Source organism: Actinoalloteichus sp. GBA129-24 (assembly GCF_001941645.1).
GTDB classification, from domain to species: Bacteria; Actinomycetota; Actinomycetes; order Mycobacteriales; family Pseudonocardiaceae; genus Actinoalloteichus_A; species Actinoalloteichus_A fjordicus.
Genome location: NZ_CP016077.1, coordinates 3,003,059 through 3,022,973 on the forward strand (window position 1 = coordinate 3,003,059; position 19,915 = coordinate 3,022,973).

General features: G+C 72.0%; 12 protein-coding genes. 6 read left to right on the forward strand and 6 right to left on the reverse strand.

Going from position 1 to position 19,915, the window contains the following annotated elements:
- Positions 1-70 precede the first annotated feature (70 nt).
- The 5 genes from UA75_RS13370 to UA75_RS13390 all read left to right on the forward strand — a co-directional run bounded on the left by UA75_RS13370 (position 71) and on the right by UA75_RS13390 (position 7,219).
- Positions 71-1,060 carry an iron chelate uptake ABC transporter family permease subunit gene (locus tag UA75_RS13370; protein WP_075743773.1) on the forward strand — a complete coding sequence of 330 codons (990 nt, stop codon included), beginning with the start codon at positions 71-73 and terminating at the stop codon, positions 1,058-1,060.
- Positions 1,060-2,241 (forward strand): FecCD family ABC transporter permease, encoded by a 1,182-nt coding sequence (locus UA75_RS13375; RefSeq protein WP_083690689.1) that lies wholly within the window; start codon positions 1,060-1,062, stop codon positions 2,239-2,241. The genes UA75_RS13370 and UA75_RS13375 overlap by 1 nt, the downstream gene beginning before the upstream one ends.
- Before the next feature lie 115 nt (positions 2,242-2,356).
- Positions 2,357-3,181, forward strand: a complete 825-nt coding sequence (locus UA75_RS13380) for an ABC transporter ATP-binding protein (RefSeq protein ID WP_075740519.1) — start codon at positions 2,357-2,359, stop codon at positions 3,179-3,181.
- Between the two features lie 4 nt (positions 3,182-3,185).
- Positions 3,186-4,997 carry an ABC transporter ATP-binding protein gene (locus UA75_RS13385; RefSeq protein WP_075740520.1) on the forward strand — a complete coding sequence of 604 codons (1,812 nt, stop codon included), beginning with the start codon at positions 3,186-3,188 and terminating at the stop codon, positions 4,995-4,997.
- Positions 4,994-7,219 (forward strand): ABC transporter ATP-binding protein, encoded by a 2,226-nt coding sequence (locus UA75_RS13390; RefSeq protein ID WP_083683181.1) that lies wholly within the window; start codon positions 4,994-4,996, stop codon positions 7,217-7,219. The genes UA75_RS13385 and UA75_RS13390 overlap by 4 nt, the downstream gene beginning before the upstream one ends.
- 358 nt (positions 7,220-7,577) lie before the next feature.
- On the opposite strand, the gene UA75_RS13400 is transcribed toward UA75_RS13390, so the two are convergent.
- Positions 7,578-8,837 (reverse strand): MFS transporter, encoded by a 1,260-nt coding sequence (locus UA75_RS13400; RefSeq protein ID WP_075740522.1) that lies wholly within the window; start codon positions 8,835-8,837, stop codon positions 7,578-7,580.
- Positions 8,838-9,387: 550 nt separating this feature from the next.
- Between UA75_RS13400 and UA75_RS13405 the strand changes: the two genes are divergently transcribed.
- A complete protein-coding gene (locus UA75_RS13405) occupies positions 9,388-9,918 on the forward strand; it encodes a CU044_2847 family protein (protein WP_075740523.1) in 531 nt (176 codons plus the stop codon).
- 109 nt (positions 9,919-10,027) lie between these two features.
- On the opposite strand, the gene UA75_RS13410 is transcribed toward UA75_RS13405, so the two are convergent.
- The 5 genes from UA75_RS13410 to UA75_RS13430 form a co-directional block, all read right to left on the reverse strand.
- Positions 10,028-10,777 (reverse strand): alpha/beta fold hydrolase, encoded by a 750-nt coding sequence (locus UA75_RS13410; protein ID WP_075740524.1) that lies wholly within the window; start codon positions 10,775-10,777, stop codon positions 10,028-10,030.
- Between the two features lie 884 nt (positions 10,778-11,661).
- Positions 11,662-14,382: a Tat pathway signal sequence domain protein gene (locus UA75_RS13415; RefSeq protein ID WP_075740525.1), complete on the reverse strand. Its 2,721-nt coding sequence runs from the start codon at positions 14,380-14,382 to the stop codon at positions 11,662-11,664.
- Positions 14,383-15,427: 1,045 nt separating this feature from the next.
- Positions 15,428-16,489 (reverse strand): hypothetical protein, encoded by a 1,062-nt coding sequence (locus UA75_RS13420; RefSeq protein ID WP_198043013.1) that lies wholly within the window; start codon positions 16,487-16,489, stop codon positions 15,428-15,430.
- Positions 16,486-17,799, reverse strand: a complete 1,314-nt coding sequence (locus UA75_RS13425) for a DUF2201 family putative metallopeptidase (RefSeq protein ID WP_075740526.1) — start codon at positions 17,797-17,799, stop codon at positions 16,486-16,488. The genes UA75_RS13420 and UA75_RS13425 overlap by 4 nt, the downstream gene beginning before the upstream one ends.
- Complete coding sequence (locus UA75_RS13430) at positions 17,796-18,884, reverse strand: AAA family ATPase (RefSeq protein ID WP_075743777.1); 1,089 nt, start codon at positions 18,882-18,884, stop codon at positions 17,796-17,798. Before UA75_RS13430 ends, UA75_RS13425 begins: the two co-directional genes overlap by 4 nt.
- Positions 18,885-19,915 lie beyond the last annotated feature (1,031 nt).

Sequence of the window (19,915 nt, forward strand, 5' to 3'; positions counted from 1 at the left end):
CACCGACCCCGCGACCGTCGATCCCGTCGGCCGCCCGTCCGTCCGGCGCACCCTCGGGCTCAGCGCGGGCCTGCTGGGCCTCGGGCTGGTGCTGCTGGTCGCGGTGCTCGCCGGGCTGGCCGTCGGCGCCAAGCCCATCCCGTTCTCCGTGGTGCTGGACGCCTTCACCCACGACGGATTCTGGACCTTCGACGCCGCCGACGGCGATCACCTCGTCGTCCGGGAGATGCGGCTGCCCAGGACGCTGCTCGGCATCCTGGCGGGCGTGGCCCTCGGTGTCGCGGGCGCCCTGATGCAGGGCGTGACCCGCAATCCGCTGGCCGACCCTGGAATCCTCGGGGTGAACGCGGGCGCCGCCTTCTTCCTGGTGACCGCGATCAGTGTTCTCGGGGTCACCACATTGACCGGATACGTGTGGTTCGGCTTCGCGGGGGCGGCGGTGAGCGTCGTCGTGATCTACGGCATCGCGGCGATGGGTCGCGAGGGCGCGACGCCGCTCAAGCTCGCGTTGGCCGGTGCGGCCATGAACGCCGCGCTGCTGTCGTTGACCACGGCGGTGCTGATCACCGATTCCGCCGCCTTCGACCGCTTCCGCTTCTGGCAGGTCGGCGCGTTGGCGGGTCGAGGGATGGACGTGGTGGTGCAGGCGCTGCCCTTCATCCTCGCCGGGCTGCTGCTCGCGCTGGTCTGCGGCCGGGTGCTCAACGCACTCTCGCTCGGGGAGGACCTCGCCCGGTCGCTCGGCAGACGGGTCGGCCGTGATCGACTGCTCGTCCTGATCGCCGTCGTCGTGCTCTGCGGGACGGCCACCGCCGCAGCGGGCCCGATCGGCTTCATCGGTCTCGCGGTGCCGCACGTCGCCCGGCTGATCACCGGACCCGACTACCGGTGGATTCTCGCCTACTCGGCGTTGCTCGCCCCCATCCTCCTGCTGACCGCCGACATCCTGGGGCGCGTCGTCGCGAATCCGGGTGAGCTGCAGGTCGGGGTCGTCACGGCCGTGCTCGGGGCGCCCCTGTTCATCGCGTTGATCCGCCGACGTCGACTGCTGGAGCTGTGATGGCGACCGACGGAACCGGCGGCATCCTCGATCGGGCGGGCTCGGAGCGAACCCCGTCCGGCGCGCCCGGAACCCGGCCCGCAGGCGGGCCGCCTCGGCGGGACTGGGGCGGCGACCGGCCAGACTCCCCTCGCCGTCCTGGCGCGAACGAGGCCGCTCGACACGCGGTGGCCCGCGCCCGTCGGGGACAGGGCCTGCGGAACACGGCGGTGACGCTGGGTCTGGCCGTCGCGGTGCCCGTCGTCCTGGTCGTGTCGTTGTCCCTCGGCGACTTCCCCGTCCCGGCCTCCGAGGTCCTCGCCTGGTTCGTCGGCGGTGCCCAGCACACGACCGACTTCATCATCGGCGGACTGCGCCTGCCTCGGGCCCTGACCGGACTACTGGTGGGCGTCGCGCTCGGCCTCTCGGGCGCCCTGTTCCAGAGCCTGCTGCGCAATCCGCTCGCCAGCCCGGACATCATCGGCATCACCTCGGGGGCGTCCGCCTCCGCCGTCATCTCCATCGTGGTGTTCGGGGCGAGCGGCGCGGCGGTGTCGATCGGTGCGGTCTGCGGCGCGCTGGTCACCGCGCTGGCGATCTATCTGCTGGCCTGGCGACACGGAGTCGCCGGACAGCGGCTGGTGCTGGTGGGCATCGGCGTGGCGGCGATCCTCACCGCCGTCATCTCCTACGTGATGACCAGGTCCCGTGTCGAGACCGCCGAGGCGGCCCTCGTCTGGCTGACCGGCAGCCTCCACTCCAGGACCTGGGCCCATGCGACGCCGCTGCTGTGGTGTCTGGCCGTGCTGCTTCCCCTGGTGGTGGTGCTGTCCCGACCACTGCGTGCGCTGCAACTGGGCGACGATTCGGCAGCGGGACTGGGCGTCCGGGTGGAGCGCTCGCGGCTGGGGCTGATCACGGTCGGCGTGGCCTTGGCGGCCGTGGCCACCGCCGCCGCCGGTCCGGTGTCCTTCGTGGCGCTGGTCGCCGCGCCCATCGCCCGGCGGCTGACCGCAGGAGCGGGCCTCGCGCTGCTGCCGTCCGCCCTGACCGGCGGTCTCCTCGTCCTCACGGCCGACCTGATCGCCCTGCACCTGATCGACGGCGTCGACTTCCCGGTGGGCGTGATCACCGGGCTGGTGGGGGCGCCGTACCTGCTGTGGCTGCTGGCCGTGTCGAATCGCGGAGGACGAAGCGGATGACGCCCGATGGAGTCGATCGCCGCCGACGCGCCCCCCGCGGATGCAGACCGCGCGGAATGAGACGCGACGGACGGCGTGGAGTGGACGTGGTGGCACAGGTGATGAGGAGCATCGGATGACGGACCGACACACGCTGAGCGCGGAGAATCTGCGCCTGTCCTACGGCAGCCGCGAGGTCGTCAAGGACCTGAACGTGCAGATCCGGCCGGGAAAGGTCACCGTGATCGTCGGGGCCAACGCCTGCGGGAAATCCACGCTGCTGCGTGGGCTGGCCCGGCTGCTGGCCCCCGCCGCAGGCACGATCCACCTCGACGGCAAGGACATCAACTCCCAGTCGACCAAGGCGGTGGCTGCGGTGCTCGGCCTGCTTCCGCAGTCGCCGACCGCCCCGGAGGGCATCCGGGTCGCCGACCTGGTGGGCCGGGGCCGCTACCCGCATCAGGGCTGGTTCCGCCAGTGGAGCACGGGCGACGACGACGCCGTGGCCGAGGCGTTACTGGCCACCGGAACCCTGGAACTGGCCGGGCGCTCCATCGACGAGCTCTCCGGCGGCCAGCGACAGCGGGTCTGGATCGCCATGGCGCTGGCCCAGGGCACCGACCTTCTGCTGCTCGACGAGCCGACCACCTTCCTCGACGTCAGCCATCAGATCGAGGTGCTGGACCTGCTGACGGACCTGAACCGGCGCAAGGGCAGCACCGTGGTGCTGGTGCTCCACGACCTGAACCTGGCCTGCCGGTACGCCGACCACCTCATCGCGATGAAGCAGGGCGCCATCGTCGCCGAGGGCGCACCGACCGACGTCGTGACCGAGGAGCTGGTGTCGGACGTGTTCGGCATGGCCTCGCGGGTGGTGCCCTGCCCCGTCTCGGCCACGCCGATGGTCGTTCCGATCGGCAGGCACCACTCGGCCACCGCCGTCGACTCCGTGTCGGGCTGAGGCGATGACGCCGGGGGGACTGCTCCGCCGTGCCGTGGGCAGGCATCGTCGTCGGGTCGCCGTCGGCGTGGCGGGCCTGAGCACGCACCAGGCCGCCGAGACCATGGTTCCGGTGGCGATCGGACTGGTCATCGACCGAGCCGTGGTCACCGGTGACGGCGGTGTGCTGACCTGGTCCGTGGTCGCGCTCGCGGCGCTGTTCCTCACCCTGACCCTCGCCTGGCGGCTGGGAGCCCGCTCGCTGTTCGGCGCGATGCAGCAGGAGACACACCTGTTGCGGGTCGAGGTCGCTGGCCGGGCACTGGACCCGCGTGGCGCCGAGACGAGCGCCCCGGCGGGGGAGCTGCTGTCGGTGGCCACCGGCGACGCGGAACGGGCCTCGGCCGTGCTCGACATCGTGGCGCTCGTGGTGGCCGGTTCGGTGGCGATGGTGATCTCCGCGGTGGTGCTGCTGCGCATCGACGTGCCGCTCGGCCTCGGCGTGCTGATCGGCGTCCCGATCCTGGTGGTGCTGCTGCAGTTCGCCGCGCCGCTGCTCACCCGGCGCAGCGGCGCGCAGCAGGCCGCCGTCGGCAGGCTCTCCGGGCTGGCGACGGACCTGGTCCGAGGCCTGCACGCGCTGCGCGGCCTCGGCGCCGGACACAACGCGGGCGAGCGCTACCGGCGAAGCAGCGCCGACGCCTTGCGCAGCACCCTGCGAGCCGCCACCCCGATCGGCGTGTACCGAGGCTCGACGACGGCGGCGAGCGGGCTCCTACTCGCTGCGGTGGCAGGCTTCGCGGGCTGGTTCGCCGTCGAGGGCCGCATCGGCATCGGCGAGCTGATCACCGTGGTGGGCCTCGCGCAGTTCATCGCCGAGCCCGTGCAGCTCTTCGGCTTCTGCGGCCAGGCCTTCGCCGTCGCGAAGGCCTCGGCGGCGCGTCTGGTGGCCGTGATCGACACGCCGAATCGGGTGGAGCCGGGCGACACGCTCCTCATCGACCCGCCGGTGCTGCGGCTCTCGGGGATCGAGCACGGGTCCCTGCGCGGGCTCGACCTGCGCGTCGACCCCGGCGAGTTCGTTGGAGTGGTGACCGAGGACGCCCGTGATGCCGAGGCACTGCTGGAACTGCTCTCCGGGCGGGTCCCCGCCGGTCCGCCGACGGAGGAGACACGCAGTTCCGGAGCCGCCGTCGCGGTGGGGGCGGACGTCGTCCCGCGAGCGGACGTGGCTGCCTCGCGCCGTGACGAGCCGGGGGCGACCCCGCCGTCCTCGGACGTTGCCCTGCTGGGCGGCGTCCCGCTGACCGCCCTACGACTGACCGAGCTGCGCAGCGCGCTGCTGGTGGAGAATCACCACGTCGACCTCTTCGAGGGCACCCTGCGCTCCGCGGTGCTCACCGGCAGGCCGACGGCCACGGCCGAGCAGGTGGCGGCGGCGCTGCGCGCCTCGGCGGCCGACGAGGTCGTCGCCGCGCATCCCGACGGCCTGGACCACGCCGTGGCCGATCGCGGTGCCACCCTCTCCGGCGGCCAGCGGCAGCGCATCGGGCTCACCCGCGCGCTGGTCGCCGATCCGCCGGTGCTGGTGCTGCACGACCCGACCACCGCCGTCGACGCCGTCACGGAGGAGTCGATCGCGACGGGGCTGGCCCGCCTTCGGCACGGCGCCGATGCGCCGACGTCGCGCACCACGATCGTTCTGACCAGCAGCCCGGTGCTGCTGGCCCATACCGACCGGGTCGTCGTCATCACGGACGGCCGGGTTCGGGCCGTGGGAACCCACGCCGGGCTTGCGGCGACCGATGAGCGGTACCGGAGCGGAGTCCTGCGATGACGCATTCGTCGACGAATCGATCCGAGCAGGCCCGCTCGGCAGCCCGGGCCGGGGAGCCCGCCCGGCCCGGCTCGGCGCGGGCAGGCTCACTCTCGACGGCCGCAGGCTCGTCGGAAGGCGTGAAGGGAGCGGCGGTGGCCGAGACGTCGACCGGGCGGTCGGGCATCGCGGGCGCGGCGAGCCTGCGCAGTGACCGGCTGGACGCGGTCGTCGTGGGTTCGCCCGGCGCGACGCCAACCGACTCCGTCGGGGCCGACGCGGTCGCCGAAGCCGACGCGGTCGCGACCGACGTCCCTGCGGGCACCGACTCCGACGAGCGGGGCGGGCGACGATCCCGCCGCACTCGTCAGCCCGGCCGCACCCGGCGGAAGCGTCGTCGCGAGCCGACGGCGGACGAGTCGGCCGCCTCGTCCCTGCCGATCGCCTCGGCGCGTCGGTCCTGGCAGGTGATGCGCACCGAACTGCTGAACACCCCCGGCACGACCTCGGCCGCGCTGATCGCCTGCGTGCTCGCCAATCTCTGCGGGCTCGTCGCCCCCTGGGCGCTGGGCAGGCTGGTGGACGCGGTGACGCGCGGCGCGACCGGCGGCGACGTGCTGGAGGTCGTCCTCCTGATCGCCTGCGCCGCGCTGGCAGGCGGTGTGCTGACCGCGCTGGCGGGTGCTCTCATGGTCCGGGCGGGCGAGACGATGCTGGCCAGGCTCAGGGAGCGGGTCGTCGACCGAGCCCTCCACCTCCCGCCCGGAGTCCTGGAGCGAACCGGCTCCGGCGACCTGCTCTCCCGCGTCGGCGACGACGTCGCGGTGGTCGGCCGCGTGGTGGCCAACGAGGCGACCGTCCTGGTCTCCTCCGTGCTCGCCCTGCTGCTCACCATGGGCGGTCTGGTCGCGCTGGACTGGCGGCTGGGGTTGGCGGGCCTGCTCGCCCTGCCGATCTACATCCGGGCGTTGTTCTGGTATCTGCCGAGGTCGGGGCCGGGATACGCGGCCGAGCGAGTGGCGATCGCCGAGCGGGCCGAGGTCATGATGAGTTCGCTACACGGGCACGCCACGGTCGACTCCTACCGGCTGAACGCCGAGCGCGTCGACATGATCAACGAGCGGTCCTCGGCGGCGAAGTCGATCTCGGTGCGGGTCTTCCGGCTGCTCACCCGCTTCGGCTCCAGGGTGAACGCGGGCGAGTTCGTCGGGCTGACCGCGATCATCGTCGTCGGTTTTCTGCTGGTCCGTGGCGACCTGGCCACCGTGGGAGCCACCACGGCGGCCGCACTGTACTTCCACCGACTGTTCAACCCGCTGAGCGCGGTCATGCTGGGCTTCGACAAGATCCAGTCGGCCGGGGCGAGCCTGGCCCGGCTCGTCGGCGTCGCCGACATCCCCGCCGCCGCCGAGCCCGTCGACCCGCCGCGACCCGCCGACACCGGTCTGGAGATCCGCTCGGTCTCGCATCACTATTCGGCGCCGCCGGGGAGCGCCGCCGGTCGCGCTGCCGCCGGTCCCGATGCCGCCCGGTCTTCGGTGCCCGCCGACGGGCCGGCGGTGCTGGCCGACGTCACCCTGCGCATCCGGCCGGGGGAGCGGGTCGCGCTGGTCGGCGCCAGCGGGGCGGGCAAGACGACGTTGGCGGGCATTGCGGCAGGCGTGCTGGTTCCCGCCTCGGGTTCGGTGCTGCTCGGCGGAGTGCCGATCGGGGAGCTGGGCCTGCGTGAGCTGCGCAGGCACGTCGCTCTGATCAGCCAGGACGTCCACGTCTTCTCCGGGCCGTTGATCGACGACGTCCGGCTGACGGCTCCGGATGCGGACGAGTCGCGGGTGCGCGCCGCCCTCGACCGGGTCGGAGCGCTCGGCTGGGTGACCGCACTGCCCGACGGCGTGGACACGGTGGTGGGCGAGAACGCCCGTCGACTCACCGCCCCGCAGGCGCAGCAACTGGCCCTGGCGAGGCTGGTGCTCGCCGACCCGCCGGTGGCGGTCCTGGACGAGGCCAGCGCCGAGGCGGGCAGCGCGGGCGCCCGTGAGCTGGAGCGGGCCGCCGCCCGAGCGACCGAAGGCCGGACCACGCTGGTGGTGGCCCATCGACTGCCGCAGGCCGTGACGGCCGACCGGGTGGTGGTGCTGGAGCACGGCCGGATCGTCGAGATCGGCACCCATGACGAGCTGGTCGCCTCGGGAGGTCGGTATGCGCGGCTCTGGGCGGCCTGGCAGGGCCGCGAACGGGCGTGATTCGCGGGACCCTGTCGAGAGGGCCTCGCGGGCGTGCCCTACCCGGGCGGTCCGGGAACCTCCGGTGATGACCGAGGCGGCCAGGGACGGCTGCCCATGATGATCAGGAGTCGCCAGTGATCGGCGGCGCGCCGAGCCGGACCGGTCGATCTGCTGCCCCCCGGCCACGCAGGCAGGCCTGCTCGCAGGTTGCCGGATCTGATCAGCCCGGACGAGGCGCGTGCGACGCTGCGGTGCAGGCTCGACTCACTCGCGATGCCGCCGCCGAGACCCGACCGGGCCGCCGCATCCAGGGCGAGCGGCCTGCTGCCGCCCCGAGGAGGACGGCGATGGCGATCGATCGAGTCCCGGCCGGACGTCACGGCGGCTGCGGGGCGCCCGCGACCACGGGCTGGTTCTCGGGCTCCGGTCGGATCGCGGGTCTGCGCAGAACCGGCAGCGAGCAGATTCCCGCGCAGATCGCGAGGGAGGCCGCCGCGACGAGGAAGCCGCCACGCGAGCCGAGATGCTCGACCACCGTCCCGCCCGCCATGTTGCCGATGGCGCCACCGACTCCGGTGGCGCTGGACAGCCAGGCGAAGGCCTCCGTGGCGCGGGTCGCCGAGGCACGCCGGGTGAGTCCGTCGTAGAGCATCGTCAGGGCGGGCGCGACCATGGTGCCGAACAGGACCAGCAGGATCGCCAGCACCACGGTGTTCGGGGCGAGTGCGAGCAGGACGGCGCCGACGGCGACACCACCGGGGAACAGCGCGAGCGCGGCGCGGCCCTTGGCTCGCGCGCCGAACACCAAGCCGCCGATGCCGGACCCGGCGGCCACACAGGCCAGCATCAAGGCGGAGGCCGTCGGCGCGTCCGGTCCGCCCGCTCCCGCCACGGCCGCCAGGTTCACCATCACCAGGCCTGCCAGCAAGGCGCTGGCGGAGCCCATCATCATGACGAAGCCCGGTCCGGCGAGCCTGCCCTTGCGTGGTGGCGGCGCCGAATCGGACTGCGGCTCATGGCGGGCTCCTCGGCGCCTGTGCGGGGCGCGGGCCGGTCTGCCCGCCTCGGCGGCGCGCTGTCCGCAGTAGAGGACGGTGCCGAGCAGGGTGAGCACGCCCGAGCCGATCAGTGCCGCCTGCGGACCGGCGAAGGCGACGAGCATGGTGGTGACCATCGGCCCGACGACCAGCACGATCTCCTGCAAGGTCGAGTCGAGGGAGAAGGCGGTCAGTCGCTGTTCCGGGGAGGTCAGGGCCGCGATGGCGGCCCGCAGTGCCGCCATCACCGGCGGCGTCGTCGCGCCGCCCACCGAGGCGACCGCCATGAGCAGGAGCGGCTCCGAGGGCAGCAGCGCGAGAGTGACCAGGCTGCCCGTGTAGGTCACCGAGCACACCAGGAGCACGAGCCGTCGTCCGACGCGATCGGCCAGCCGGGCCACGGCGGGTCCGGTGAGCACCGAGCCGACCACCGAGGTGCCGGTGACCAGTCCCGCCACGTCGTAGCCGTGATCCTGGGTGACCAGCAGCAGCATCGCGAGGCTGGTCATCCCGGTGAAGGCGCGGGCGAGGACCGAGGACGCGAGCAATGCCCCGACGGCCGGGGTCGAGAGCAGGTCGCGGTAACGCGAGATCGACACGAGGCCTCACCGTAGACGAATGGAAAGCGCTTTCCACGGTACGGGTGACCCCGAGCGGTGTCAAAGCCCGTTCGACGGAGTTCGCACCGCATTCGACGCCGGACACGGGCCCGGCATCCGGAGCGGGCGGGTCCGGTCACGCTCCACAACGGACCTGCACGGCCGTGCCGTGCATGCAGGCAGACGCGGGTGCGGTAGCCCCTCGATGCCGGTCGGTGCTCGTGACGCACGGCCGTCGACCAATCGGCAGTCGCCAGGCCCGCCAGCGACGGCCGACGTCGGGGATGATCGGTCTCAGTCCGACCGCATGACGTCGTCGCAGCCGAGCATCTCGCCGATCGACTCGCCTGATACCGCCCCGCGCTGCGGAGCGATCACGCTAACTTTGCCGTCGGGACCTCGAACGGCTTCTCGGATGACGACGCGGCGGGCCGGGGTCGAGGCGAAACCGTGTCGGGCGGCCGTCGTACCGGGTGGCGACCGCAGGCGGCGATCAACTTCTGCCGGGCGGGCTCGGCGGGACGCTCGACGACGATCCGAGGAGACGACCGTGACCGTGCACGTGGAGTACCTCCCCTTCGACGACGGCGATCCGGTACCCATCCAGGGCGACGAGTCGCGTGCACCGCACTACGGCGGCGCCGAGCCCGTGGGCAGAGGACGGGTCGCTCCGTCGAAGCCGGGACGGGCGGACCGTGACCTGGACGACCTCGATGATCTGGAGGATCTGGACGTCGAAGACTCCGATTCTCCCGAGCACCACGCCGACGCCGACGAATCGGACGGCGATGCGGCCGAGCGTGATCGGCGGTTGCGCAGGCGGGTCGAGAAGTCCATCGAGCGCATTCGCCGTTTCGGCGCGATGACCGTCGAACGCATCAGTGACATGCCGAGGAAGCCGGACAAGGTCACGGTGGAGATCGCGGTGAAGGTCTCGGCCGAGGCGGGTGTGGTCATCGCCAGAACCTCGGCCGAGGCCAATTTCAAGATCGCGGTCGAGTGGTCGAACCCGGCCGCCCCGGCATCGGCCGCAGTGGACGACCAGGCAGCGGAGGACGAACCTGCATCGGGCGCCGAGTAGCCCGCAGACGGCCGGTCTGCACCGGTCGCCAGGACGAGGGCCCCGCGCGGAGACCGGAGTCGGAACCGCGCCGTGGGCGTGCTCCGTTCCTGCCGCAGACCCTCTCCGGTCAGTACGAGGGCCGTGTGATCCAGTCGTCGACCCGGGTGTTGAACCAGGCGGGATGCGCGAGGGGCAGCCCGTGCCCGGTGTCTGCGTGCACCTCCCACTCGCTGCCGGGCAGGTCCGCATGGAGTTGTGGCATCCCGCGCAGCAGCGCGCGCGGCTCCTTGTCACCGGCGAGGAGCAACGCCCGACCGGGGAACTCGCGCCACGACTCGGGTGTCCGGAACACCGCGTTGGCCCGGGTGAGCGCGACCAGGCTCTCCTTCGTCAGCGCGGCCGAGGTCCGGAGGTAGTCGTCCAGGAGTTCGTCGGGAACGAAGAGGGACTTCGCCTGGATCCTGGCGAACCAGGGCATCCGAGCCAACGGCGCGGTGGCACCGACGATCCAGTCGACGAGACCCGGCAGCGGTGCGCCCTGCGTGAGCGCGCTGACCACCACGACGCGCGTGACGAGATCGGCGTGGGTGGCGGCCAGTTCGATCGCGATCTGGGCGCCGAGGGAGAAGCCGATCACCGTGACGTCCGTGCCCGAAGGCAGCCTGCGCAGCTCCTCGGCGAGCGACTCGACGACGGCCGCACTGGTCGTGTAATCCTCGTCGCTGCTCTTGTCATGTCCGGGCAGGTCGGGGACGAGGATGCGGTAGCGCTGCTCGAAATGCGTGATCTGGGCGTTCCACATCCACCCGGCCATTCCGCCGCCGTGGATGAACAGAAGGACCGGAGCGTCGAGGGGACCTGTCGTCCTGAGGTGCATGTCGCGATTCCTTTCGTCTGCTGGACGCAGCGCAGCCGCTCGCATGCGGAGGAGACTGCGATCCGGGACGCGGCTCGGCGAGCCGCGTCGGACGCCGTGTCGCCCCGAGTCGACCCCCGACGCAGCTGATCATCTACTCGCCGGGACGCCTGCAAGGGCCGAGCCCCGCGACCGGACGCGGACTCGGGCTCCCCATCGGGTGATCTTCGTGCGCGACTCGGTGAGTGGATGCGCTTGTTGCGGTAGATCTGATCACGAACCGCACCCACCGCGAAGCGGAATCCGATGTCCGAGGGGGCCGCGTCTTCCGCTACCGGGAAACACCGGCAGCCTGCCGTCTCGCAGCCCGGCCTCCTATCCCGTCGCGGGCGGGTTCGACCGAGAACCGCACGACGTTCGATGCCGTCCCCTATGCAGGCGATGCGAAGCAGATCCCACTCCCCGGCCGACCGGCGGAGGCGGGTAACGCCGCGATGGACCGGGCGACGGACTTGGGTCAGACGGACTGGAACCTCGGACCCGGCAGGCCCGGGGTCGACGTGCCGCCGTTTCAGTCCGTCCGACCCGAATAGCTCTGCCGCACTGTCGTGGGGCGGGCTGCGCAGTTACTCGGCGTCCACCGCCGGTTCGCGGGCCGACCGCCCGGAGGTTCGCGGCGCGGCTCGCGCACACCGACGGACCACGAGTCCGCACGGGTCTCGTCCGGCCACCGAACCCGGAGTGACCCGACCCGGTGTGGCGAGCGACCCGGTCTCGACGCGGGGCCGTCTCGATCCCGCTCCGCCGACGAGGCCCGCCGAGCGGGAAGATTCCGGTGGACGGGCCCCGCCAGGGCCGTGCCGATGGAGGGATTGATCAGGCGAGCACAACGGGATCGTCCGCACTCAGTCCGGCAGGCGGTCGCCGATCAACGCCAGGTTCTGGATGGCCGCCAGCCCGTACTGTGCGCTGGCGTTGGTAGAGACGAAGGCGGCCTCGTCGATCGGGTTCAGGGTGCGCGGCCCCTCGATCCGGGTCACCGACCAGTCGAGATCGGGTCCGTACCCCGCCGCACCGCCGTAGAACTCCGCCCACGCCCGCTCGGCCAGCCGTTCGTCACCGAGCCGCTTGGCCGCGTAGGCGGTGAGCCGGGAGTGTGCCTGCCCGAGGTTGAGATTGCCCAGCGACTCCCCGAGCTCGGCCTCCTGCTCTGCGGCCGTGGCGTTGTACAGCCTGCAGTACTGGAGCCAGGCCTCCTCGAACGCGGAGTCCGCCAGCAGATCGATCAACTCGCTGCACAACTCCACCTGGCCGAACACCGCGTTCAGGTGCGAGACGCTGATCCCGTGATCCGCAGGCAGGTGGTAGCGACCGGTGTCGATGTCGTAGCGCTCGCCGTCGGTGTAGAAGCCGTTCGGCAGCTGCGGGATCGTCTCGACTCCCGCGAACAGCTTCTCCCGCGCGATCGGATCGCCGCCGCGCTCCCACTCGGTGAGCCAGGCGACGGCCAACGCGCTCCAGTCGGTGCCGGTGCCGATGCTCAATGCCTGTGGGTCCGGCTCGTAGACGTCGCCGCGCACCTTGCGGCTCGGATCGAGCGTGAGGAACGTCTGGTCGACGTCGATCTGGGCGTGCATCAGATCGCCCACGCGCTCGTCGGCCGTCAGGAAGTAGTAGTACCGCCGGTTGGCGACCGTGCTGATGCGCACCTGCTTGGCGCTGCACCCGAAGTGCTGCACGTTGTGGCGGGTGCCGAGCTTCTCGTACGGGCCGGAGTGGTAGACGTCGACCTCGCCGGTGTGCCGCACCATCGCCTCGGCCAGCCGGAACGCCTCGGCGCTGCCGGTGCGCAGGTAGTGCAGCCACAGCCAGATGTCGGTGCCCAGCTCCGAGTTGTCCCAGGCATAACCGCCGACGTCGTACCGCCAGACGTGGCGGTCGGCATCGTAGGTGTGCATGACGTCGCCATAGTCCCAGAACCCGTACCAGTGCCGCTGCTCGATCTGATCACGGTAGAAGGCGAACAGGAAGTCCAGCCGATCCTCGATCTCGGCTCTGGCAGGCGTGGAGCGGTCCACCGGGCTCCAATCGCCGAACACGCCCGCGCCGTGCAGATGCTCCGGCGGCGCGGTCAACAGCGGCGGTGTGCTCACCGAGGCCGACATCGCGGCGAGGCGGTCGGCGGTCGGCGTGGCGGGCAGCGCCCAGAACAGCAGTTCGCTGGTTCGAGCGATCCCCTCAGCGGTGCCGAAGCCGGGCTCGTAGTCCTCGTAGGTGATCTCCAGGGCCTCGAGCTGCTCCTCGTAGGTGTCCTGGCCGAGACCGTCGTGGAAGAACCGCAGGTCCATCGGCTTGGCATCGGGCGACCACAGCCACACCGTCACCTCGGCCGTCTCCGTCGCGGCGTTGCGGACGTCGAGCTGAGTGGGATGCCGCTGCCAGAAGTCGCGAAGCCCGAAGGCCAGACCGCCGCTGATGCCCCCGACATAGCCGAGGCCCGACGCGCGCCTGCCCGTTGCCGAGGGCACCCAGCCGTGCCCGGCCTTGGTGCGCTTGCGGATCTGAAAGGACTCCGAGGACAGCTGGCTCAGCGTGTGATCACCCCAGTCGGGGATGAGATGCATCCGGGTGCGCACGTTGTCCGGGAAGCCGTCCACCGGCGGCGTCGGCCGACCGGCGACCTGCGCCTGTCGGACCTCGACGCCAGGGTCGCGCCGCAGACCGGTCAGGCCCTTCACGGCTTCCGCGTGCAGACCGCCGTCCTGCCCGCCGAACCGGATGTGCCGGTCGTGCTGCTGATCGCGCATCGGCACCTGGAGTCGCACGCCGAGCCCGTGGACGAAGTCCTCCTGACCGTCCCGGTCGAAGACGAAGCTATGCATCATCCGCAGGTTCTCGGCACCCGCGTAGAGATAGAGCCGCACGGTGAACGGCAGCATCTCCCGACCACCCCGACGGGCCCGATGCACGCCCTCGACCTTCACTACGGCGCGGACCGCCTCGGCCTGCTCGACGGTCACCGTGCCGACGCGGCCGACGAAGCGCTCCCGCCTGCTGCTGCCCTCGTCGCCGTCCTCGGCGGAGTCGCCCCGAATCAGGATCAACTCACCCGCACCGGCGATCTCCACGCCGTCGCGACTGATCGACTCGATCAGGGTGGACCCGCTGCGCGGGATGCGGACTCGGATCACTCCGGTGTCGATCTCGACGATGCGACGGTCCTCCCGCACCGTCACCGGGGCCGCGGGCGCCGATCCGTCACCGGGTGTCAGCCGGTAGGCATCGGCGGCGGTGTGCGGGCCGACGGCGTGGGCCGACCACTTCAGCGAGCCGTCCGGCCAGTAGCCGATCGGCCAGGTCTGCACCGGCACCTCGTCGCCGCCGTCGGTGTGCAGGGCGAAGGCCTGATCGGCGGGTAGTGCCCCCTTCGGCCAGGGCACACCCCACGTGGTGCCGGGAACCTCGGCGGGTGCGCCGCCCTCCAGCCAGCCGAGGCTGACCTCGGCGGGGGAGGCCGAGGTCTGCCTCGTGGCGGCGGACGCCTGCGCTGTCAGCCAGGGAAGCTGCGCTGCGGCGCCTGCGGCCACCGTTCCGGCGAGAAAACCACGTCGAGGAAATCCAGGCATGGACGAACTCCGTTCCGTCGGCGATGACACGCGGCGCGACCCGTCGTCATCTCCCAGACACCCGGCGACGTCGCCGAGTCCGGACCGGGGAACGAGAGGGGTTCCGTGGCGTCTGGCGGGGGGAAGGGACGGACGTCGCCGCGACGGGGGTTGTCGATCTCCGAACCTAGCGATGATCACTGCGTGGTCAATGTCGGTGACCGTGTGCGGCCGGATTCAGCCATCCCGGCTGGTGAGGCGGTTGATGCCGGGCGAGCGATGGCGGATCGGCGCCGCGCTGCCTGAGCTCGCCGGACCGGCACGTCTCTGCGCCGTCTGCCGAGGACGAACCGTGGAACCGAGCAGTCGAGAGGGACCGCGTCTCTCACTGCGCGCAGCAGGCGATGCCGAGCGCCACCTGCCAGCCCCCCCACACCGTTTCGCGATCATCACTCGGCTCCGTCCTGACTCGGCTCCGTCCCGCCCCGCCCTGCCCCGACTCGTCCTGCCCTGACCCGCCCCGACTTGTCCCGCCCCGACGCGACTTGCCCCGACTCCTCACCGCACGATTCGTCGTCGCGGCGTGCGCGACGAAATCCTGTTCGGCGAACCGCCTTCTCGGCTTCGTCGGTCGACGCGGCCGGGTTCCCGAGCAGTCGCCGGAGCTGTGGTCCGAGCACGCGCAGCAGGCCCTTCGTCCGCACCGGCTCTGCCGGGAGCCTGCACCGGCTCCGCCTCGAGACCGCTCATTGCGGCAGCTCCTCGGGACTCGACCGGCCAGCCGGCCGACCGGCGGTCTGAGCTTGTCTCGTCGCTCCCTGTTCTGTCTCCACTCGCGGTCCGGGTCCGCACCGGCTCAGCGGGGACTCGGTGCACCCCTCGCCGCACCGCCTGCCCACCCGGTGTCGCCGACCCCCGGTGCCTTGTCGGGCATCGTCGACGTCCGCATCCCGTCCCGACGGGATTCCCGTACGAGCCTCACCTCATCGCCAGATGGCAGCCTGCCCGCTCCGCCCCGGCCCGCATCGGGCCGGGCCGGGGCTTGCCTGCCCCGCATCGGGCCCGGTCACCGCTCGTCCTCGCCCAGCGCGCGCAGAATCGCAGCCTGCTCGACGTCGACTCCGTCGGCTCGCATCGCGGCGGCCTCCTCGGGCGCGAAGCCGGCCCCGGCCCAGGCCGCGACCTCGTCGAGCGGGACGTCTGCCCGCCACCAGTCGGTCATCATCGAGACGGCATCCTCGCCATGGCGCAGCCGCTGGGCCCCCTCGGCGGGGGAGAGGCCGAGCGCGTCGAAGATCGAGGCGTCCGTCGGCGGAACGGCTCGGCGGGCCCAGGCGATCGCGGCCCTGCCGGACCAGCCCGCGTCGACGAACTCGCGTGCGGTGGCGGCGGTGACGCCTGCGTGCAGCAGTACCCGCATCGCGGCCGATCTGCCGCGCCCCGAGTCACGGTCCCCGGCCCGTGTTGCACTCTCTTGACCTTGACCTTGACCTTGACCCTGGTCGGTCGGCCCCGGCCCTCCGCGCGCGCTGCTGCGCTCCCCGCCGCCACCAGTGCTGCCGTCTCGGTCGCTGCCACCGCGTTCGCTGCCGCCTTCCTCGCCGAACCGCACCGGTCGGCGGCCGAAGAAGCGATGCCACCAGCCCTTCGGGTGCGGACTCTCCCCGGCGAGGTGGCGTTCGGCTGCGGCCTGAACGGAATAGCCGAGTTCGCGCCAGCGCACCGCGTCACGCGGTGTCATGCCTGCACGCAGCGCACCGTCCACGGTGTAAGGGGTCAGGCCCGCCGAGCGCCATTCCCGCGCCGCGTCCGGGGTGTACACCCCGGCTCGTCGCCATCGCGCGGCATCGGCCGCGGTGTACCCGTCCGAGATCCATCGGCGGGCCTCGGCGACGGTGCAGCCGGACGCCGACCACTCGTGCAGCGCTTCCGGCTTGAGGTCCTCGGCGGCACCCGCCCCCCAGCCCGCTGTCCGGTCTCGGTCCCCGGCCCGTCCCTCCTCGCTCGGACTGTCGGGGCCCTCTCCCGTCGGGGCCGAGCGGCTGTCCGTTCCGTCGCCGGTTCGAGGGTTCGCCACGGCCTCGGCGTCGTGCGGCTCCTCCGGGTCGTCGGGAAACGCGATGGTCATGGCTCCTCCTCAGGAATTCGCACGGTATGCGCCCACTCGGGGGCGCTGCCGTCCTCGCCGATCAGGCAGACGAGGAGCGGAACGGCGAGACGGCGGACCGGCCATGGGGTCTGGCCGTCGGTGAGGACGATGACCAGGTCCGGCCGCGGTCGCAGCGCGGGAGCCTCGGCGATCCCGGCCCGCATGTCGGTGCCTCCACCGCCGAGCAGGACGACGTCCTCGGCACGGGTGACCTCCTGGACGGGATGCGCGGTCAGATCGCAGCAGAGCACTCGCAGCCTGCGTCCGGTCCCGCCGACGCCGTGCAGGATCGCGGTGACCTCACTGAGCAGGCGGCGGAGCCGGACTGAGCTGACGCTGCCCGAGGTGTCGATCACGACGACGGCGGCGGGTACCGGCTGCACCATGGCGGGTAGCGCGATGTCCGGGCATGATCCGGCCCGGCGGGACGGACGTCGATGACTGAAGTCGACGCGTCCGCTCGTCAGGCCGTGTCCACGTCGAATCAGCGCGGCGAGCCGTGCCCGCCAGTTCACCGCAGGCTGCAGCCGCGCCTCGGCCCACCGTCGCCAGCCGAGCGGCACCTCGCTCCTCGCGGCGACGCGGTCCTGAATTCCGACAGCCAGGGAGCGTTCCAGCAGTTCACGCTCCAGCTCCGTCGGTCCGCCGCCGGATTCGGGAAGCTCCTGATCCCGGCGCACGCCGTCGGCCGCGCTGCCGCAGTCGACCGATTCCGCCAACTCGTGCCCGCCTCGGCCGACGGCCTCGGCGAGAACGTCCAACCGGGACAGATACTCCTCGGCCGTCAGATGTGGGGGCAGACCGAGCACGGCGGGAGAGATCACTCCGTCGGGGCCGGGCAGGCCCTCGGCGGCCAGGTCGTCGTTGATCTCCGCGTCGGCCGCCTGATTCCACCGCCGCGCCTCGGTGTCGCCTGGCGCTCCGGCGGCGGCAGAAACAGTCGTCTCGGCGCGGACCGGTGATCGCGCGGCATGCGCGCGCACCAGATGTCCGATGTGGTGCAGCAGCCACCAGCCGATCTCGGGCACCGGAGTGGTCAGCGCGGTGCCGGTCTCCAGGTGCACGTGCCACCGGGTGTCGACGGGGAATGCACGGAACTCCGGGTCGGGGACGAGCCCGCCCGTTCGCTCGTCGACCAACGGCGCCAGCACCACCGGGGTCAGAGCGAAGACGGCGCTGGCCAGGTACGGCGCCCGATGCGCCGCCCAGAGCCGAGCCGAGGCGAACCGGGCCAGCACCTGATCGGCCGCTCCTTCTGATCCGAGCTCAGGGTTCTGGCTGTTGTTCATCGCAGCAGTCCGGCCGCACGCAGGATCGGTGTCAGCCCTCGCATCGCGTGGGGGAGGGCGGCCCCGGCAGGTCTGGCCTTCGCCAGCGACCGAGCGGCCCCGGCGGCGACGTCCGGTGCCTTGCGTGCGGCCGTGGCCACCACTGCCCAGGCCGCCTCCCACGTGGCCGGGCTGCCGTCGGCCGCCACGTGCGCGACGACCGCACCGAGCACCGCATAGAGCCGATCCGCCCTCTCCGGCAACGGGGTGTCCGGAGCCGAGAGAAGGGTCTCCGGGTCGGGGAGGTCGAGGTTGCGCAGCCAGGAGATCAGCTCGAAGCCCGCTGCCGCCCCGACCGCGCCGAGGACCAACTCCGCCCGCACCTCCTCGGCGACCTCCCCGGTGGTGCACGCGGCGAGGATCGTGGCCGCTGCCTCCCATGTCCTCGGACTGGGCCAGGCTCGCCCGGCCCTGCTCGGTTCCTCGGGCACCGCGAGCAGTAACTCGGGGCGTACCCGCAGGAAGGCGGCGACCATCGACCGGGCTCCGCCGATCTCGGCGGGGGACGGCGAGACGAGCGGACCCGTCGTGGGCACGGGGAAGCCTGCCGCGAGGCCTTCGGCGACGTCGATGGCATCGACCTGCCAGTCCAGGTGAACGAATCGATTCGCCAGCGGAGCCGACAGCTCCCAGCCGTCGGCCGCCGACTCCGGCGGGTTGGCGGCGGCGACGATCCGCACAGCGGCGGGCAGCTCGAGGTCGCCGACGGTGCGCTCCAACACCACGCGAAGCATCGCGGCCTGCACTGAGGGCGGTGCGGTGGTCAGCTCGTCGAGGAGGAGCAGACCCCGGCCCGCCTCGGACAGCCGCTCGGCCCAGCGGGGCGGGGCGAACCAGGTCCGGCCGTCCCGGACCATCGGCAGCCCGGAGAAGTCGCTCGGCTCGCGGATGGAGCCGACGACGACCTCGACGGGGAGGTCGAGTGCGGCGCCTAACGCGAGCACCGAGGACGTCTTCCCGGTGCCGGGAGCGCCCCAGAGCAGGACTGGGAGGTTGGCGGCCACTGCGACACCGACGGCCGACCGCACTACGGAAGTAGGGCTCATCTCCTTGCTCACACTCCTGATCCGGATGGACGACGTGGAACCTCGGGGCAACGGGGCGGGATGGACCGGCTTGGGCGGACCGGCCGGTCTGCGCCGGTCGCGCGTGCTGACGATCCACGGCTCCGGCGATGTGCTGCGGACGGTTCGTGTCGGGCGGCGGCCAGGACCGGTGGCACGACGCCAGACAGGCACGGCGGACCGATCAGCACGGCTCGCTCGAAGTCGGTCTGTCGGTCGGTCGGTCGATCACCTGGACATCACCCGGTCCGGCGGGCTCGGGTGAGGCGGGCAGGACGGTCGGCTGCGGTCGGTCCGGCTGCCTGATGGCACGGGGGATCGCAGCGGCTGTCCGTCGTGCCAGGTCGGCAGTTCGCCTGGACCTCCGGACGGCGGTCAAGACCCAGCCTGAAGCCGACGGCGTCGGACAGGCGTGCGTACCTGCTGCTCGGTTCCGGCGGCGGAGTGGATCGCTTCCCATTTCGTCACCCTAGGTTGACGAAATGGGCTCTGTCAACCTTGGTTGACCGGATCTCGGGGTGCCGTCATATTCACCTCTCGTCGCTCGACTTCTCGATGTTCAACTCCCTTTTCGGGTCGTATCGCGGCGTGCTGATCGCCTGTGGCGCGTCGGCCGGATGCGGGCGTGGCTCGACCTCATTTGCGGGCGACCATGCCGTGCGTGTCGCGTGTCGCGTGCCACGGGGCCGCGCGCTCGAATCGTCCGGGGCGGTCGCCGTCGGGTGTGCTCCCTGCCGGCCGGTCGGCGCGACGGGGATGCCTGTATCGCCTTGGCGGCTGGGTCGAGACAGGTCTGTGCGAGGCCCGTCCGACTACGAAGCGTGCCGTCCATTGCCTGATCGAACCGTGGTGACGAGGCAGGGGAGGCGGGGACGTGGCGGGCGGAGGACTCATGCGGCAGATCATCTCGGAACGGAATCCGCGCAGGTAGTGTCAACTGTCATGAGTTGTGTATGACACTTGTCATTTATATTTATGACAACTGTCATGAGTTCTCGTCGGCGCCCTCGTCG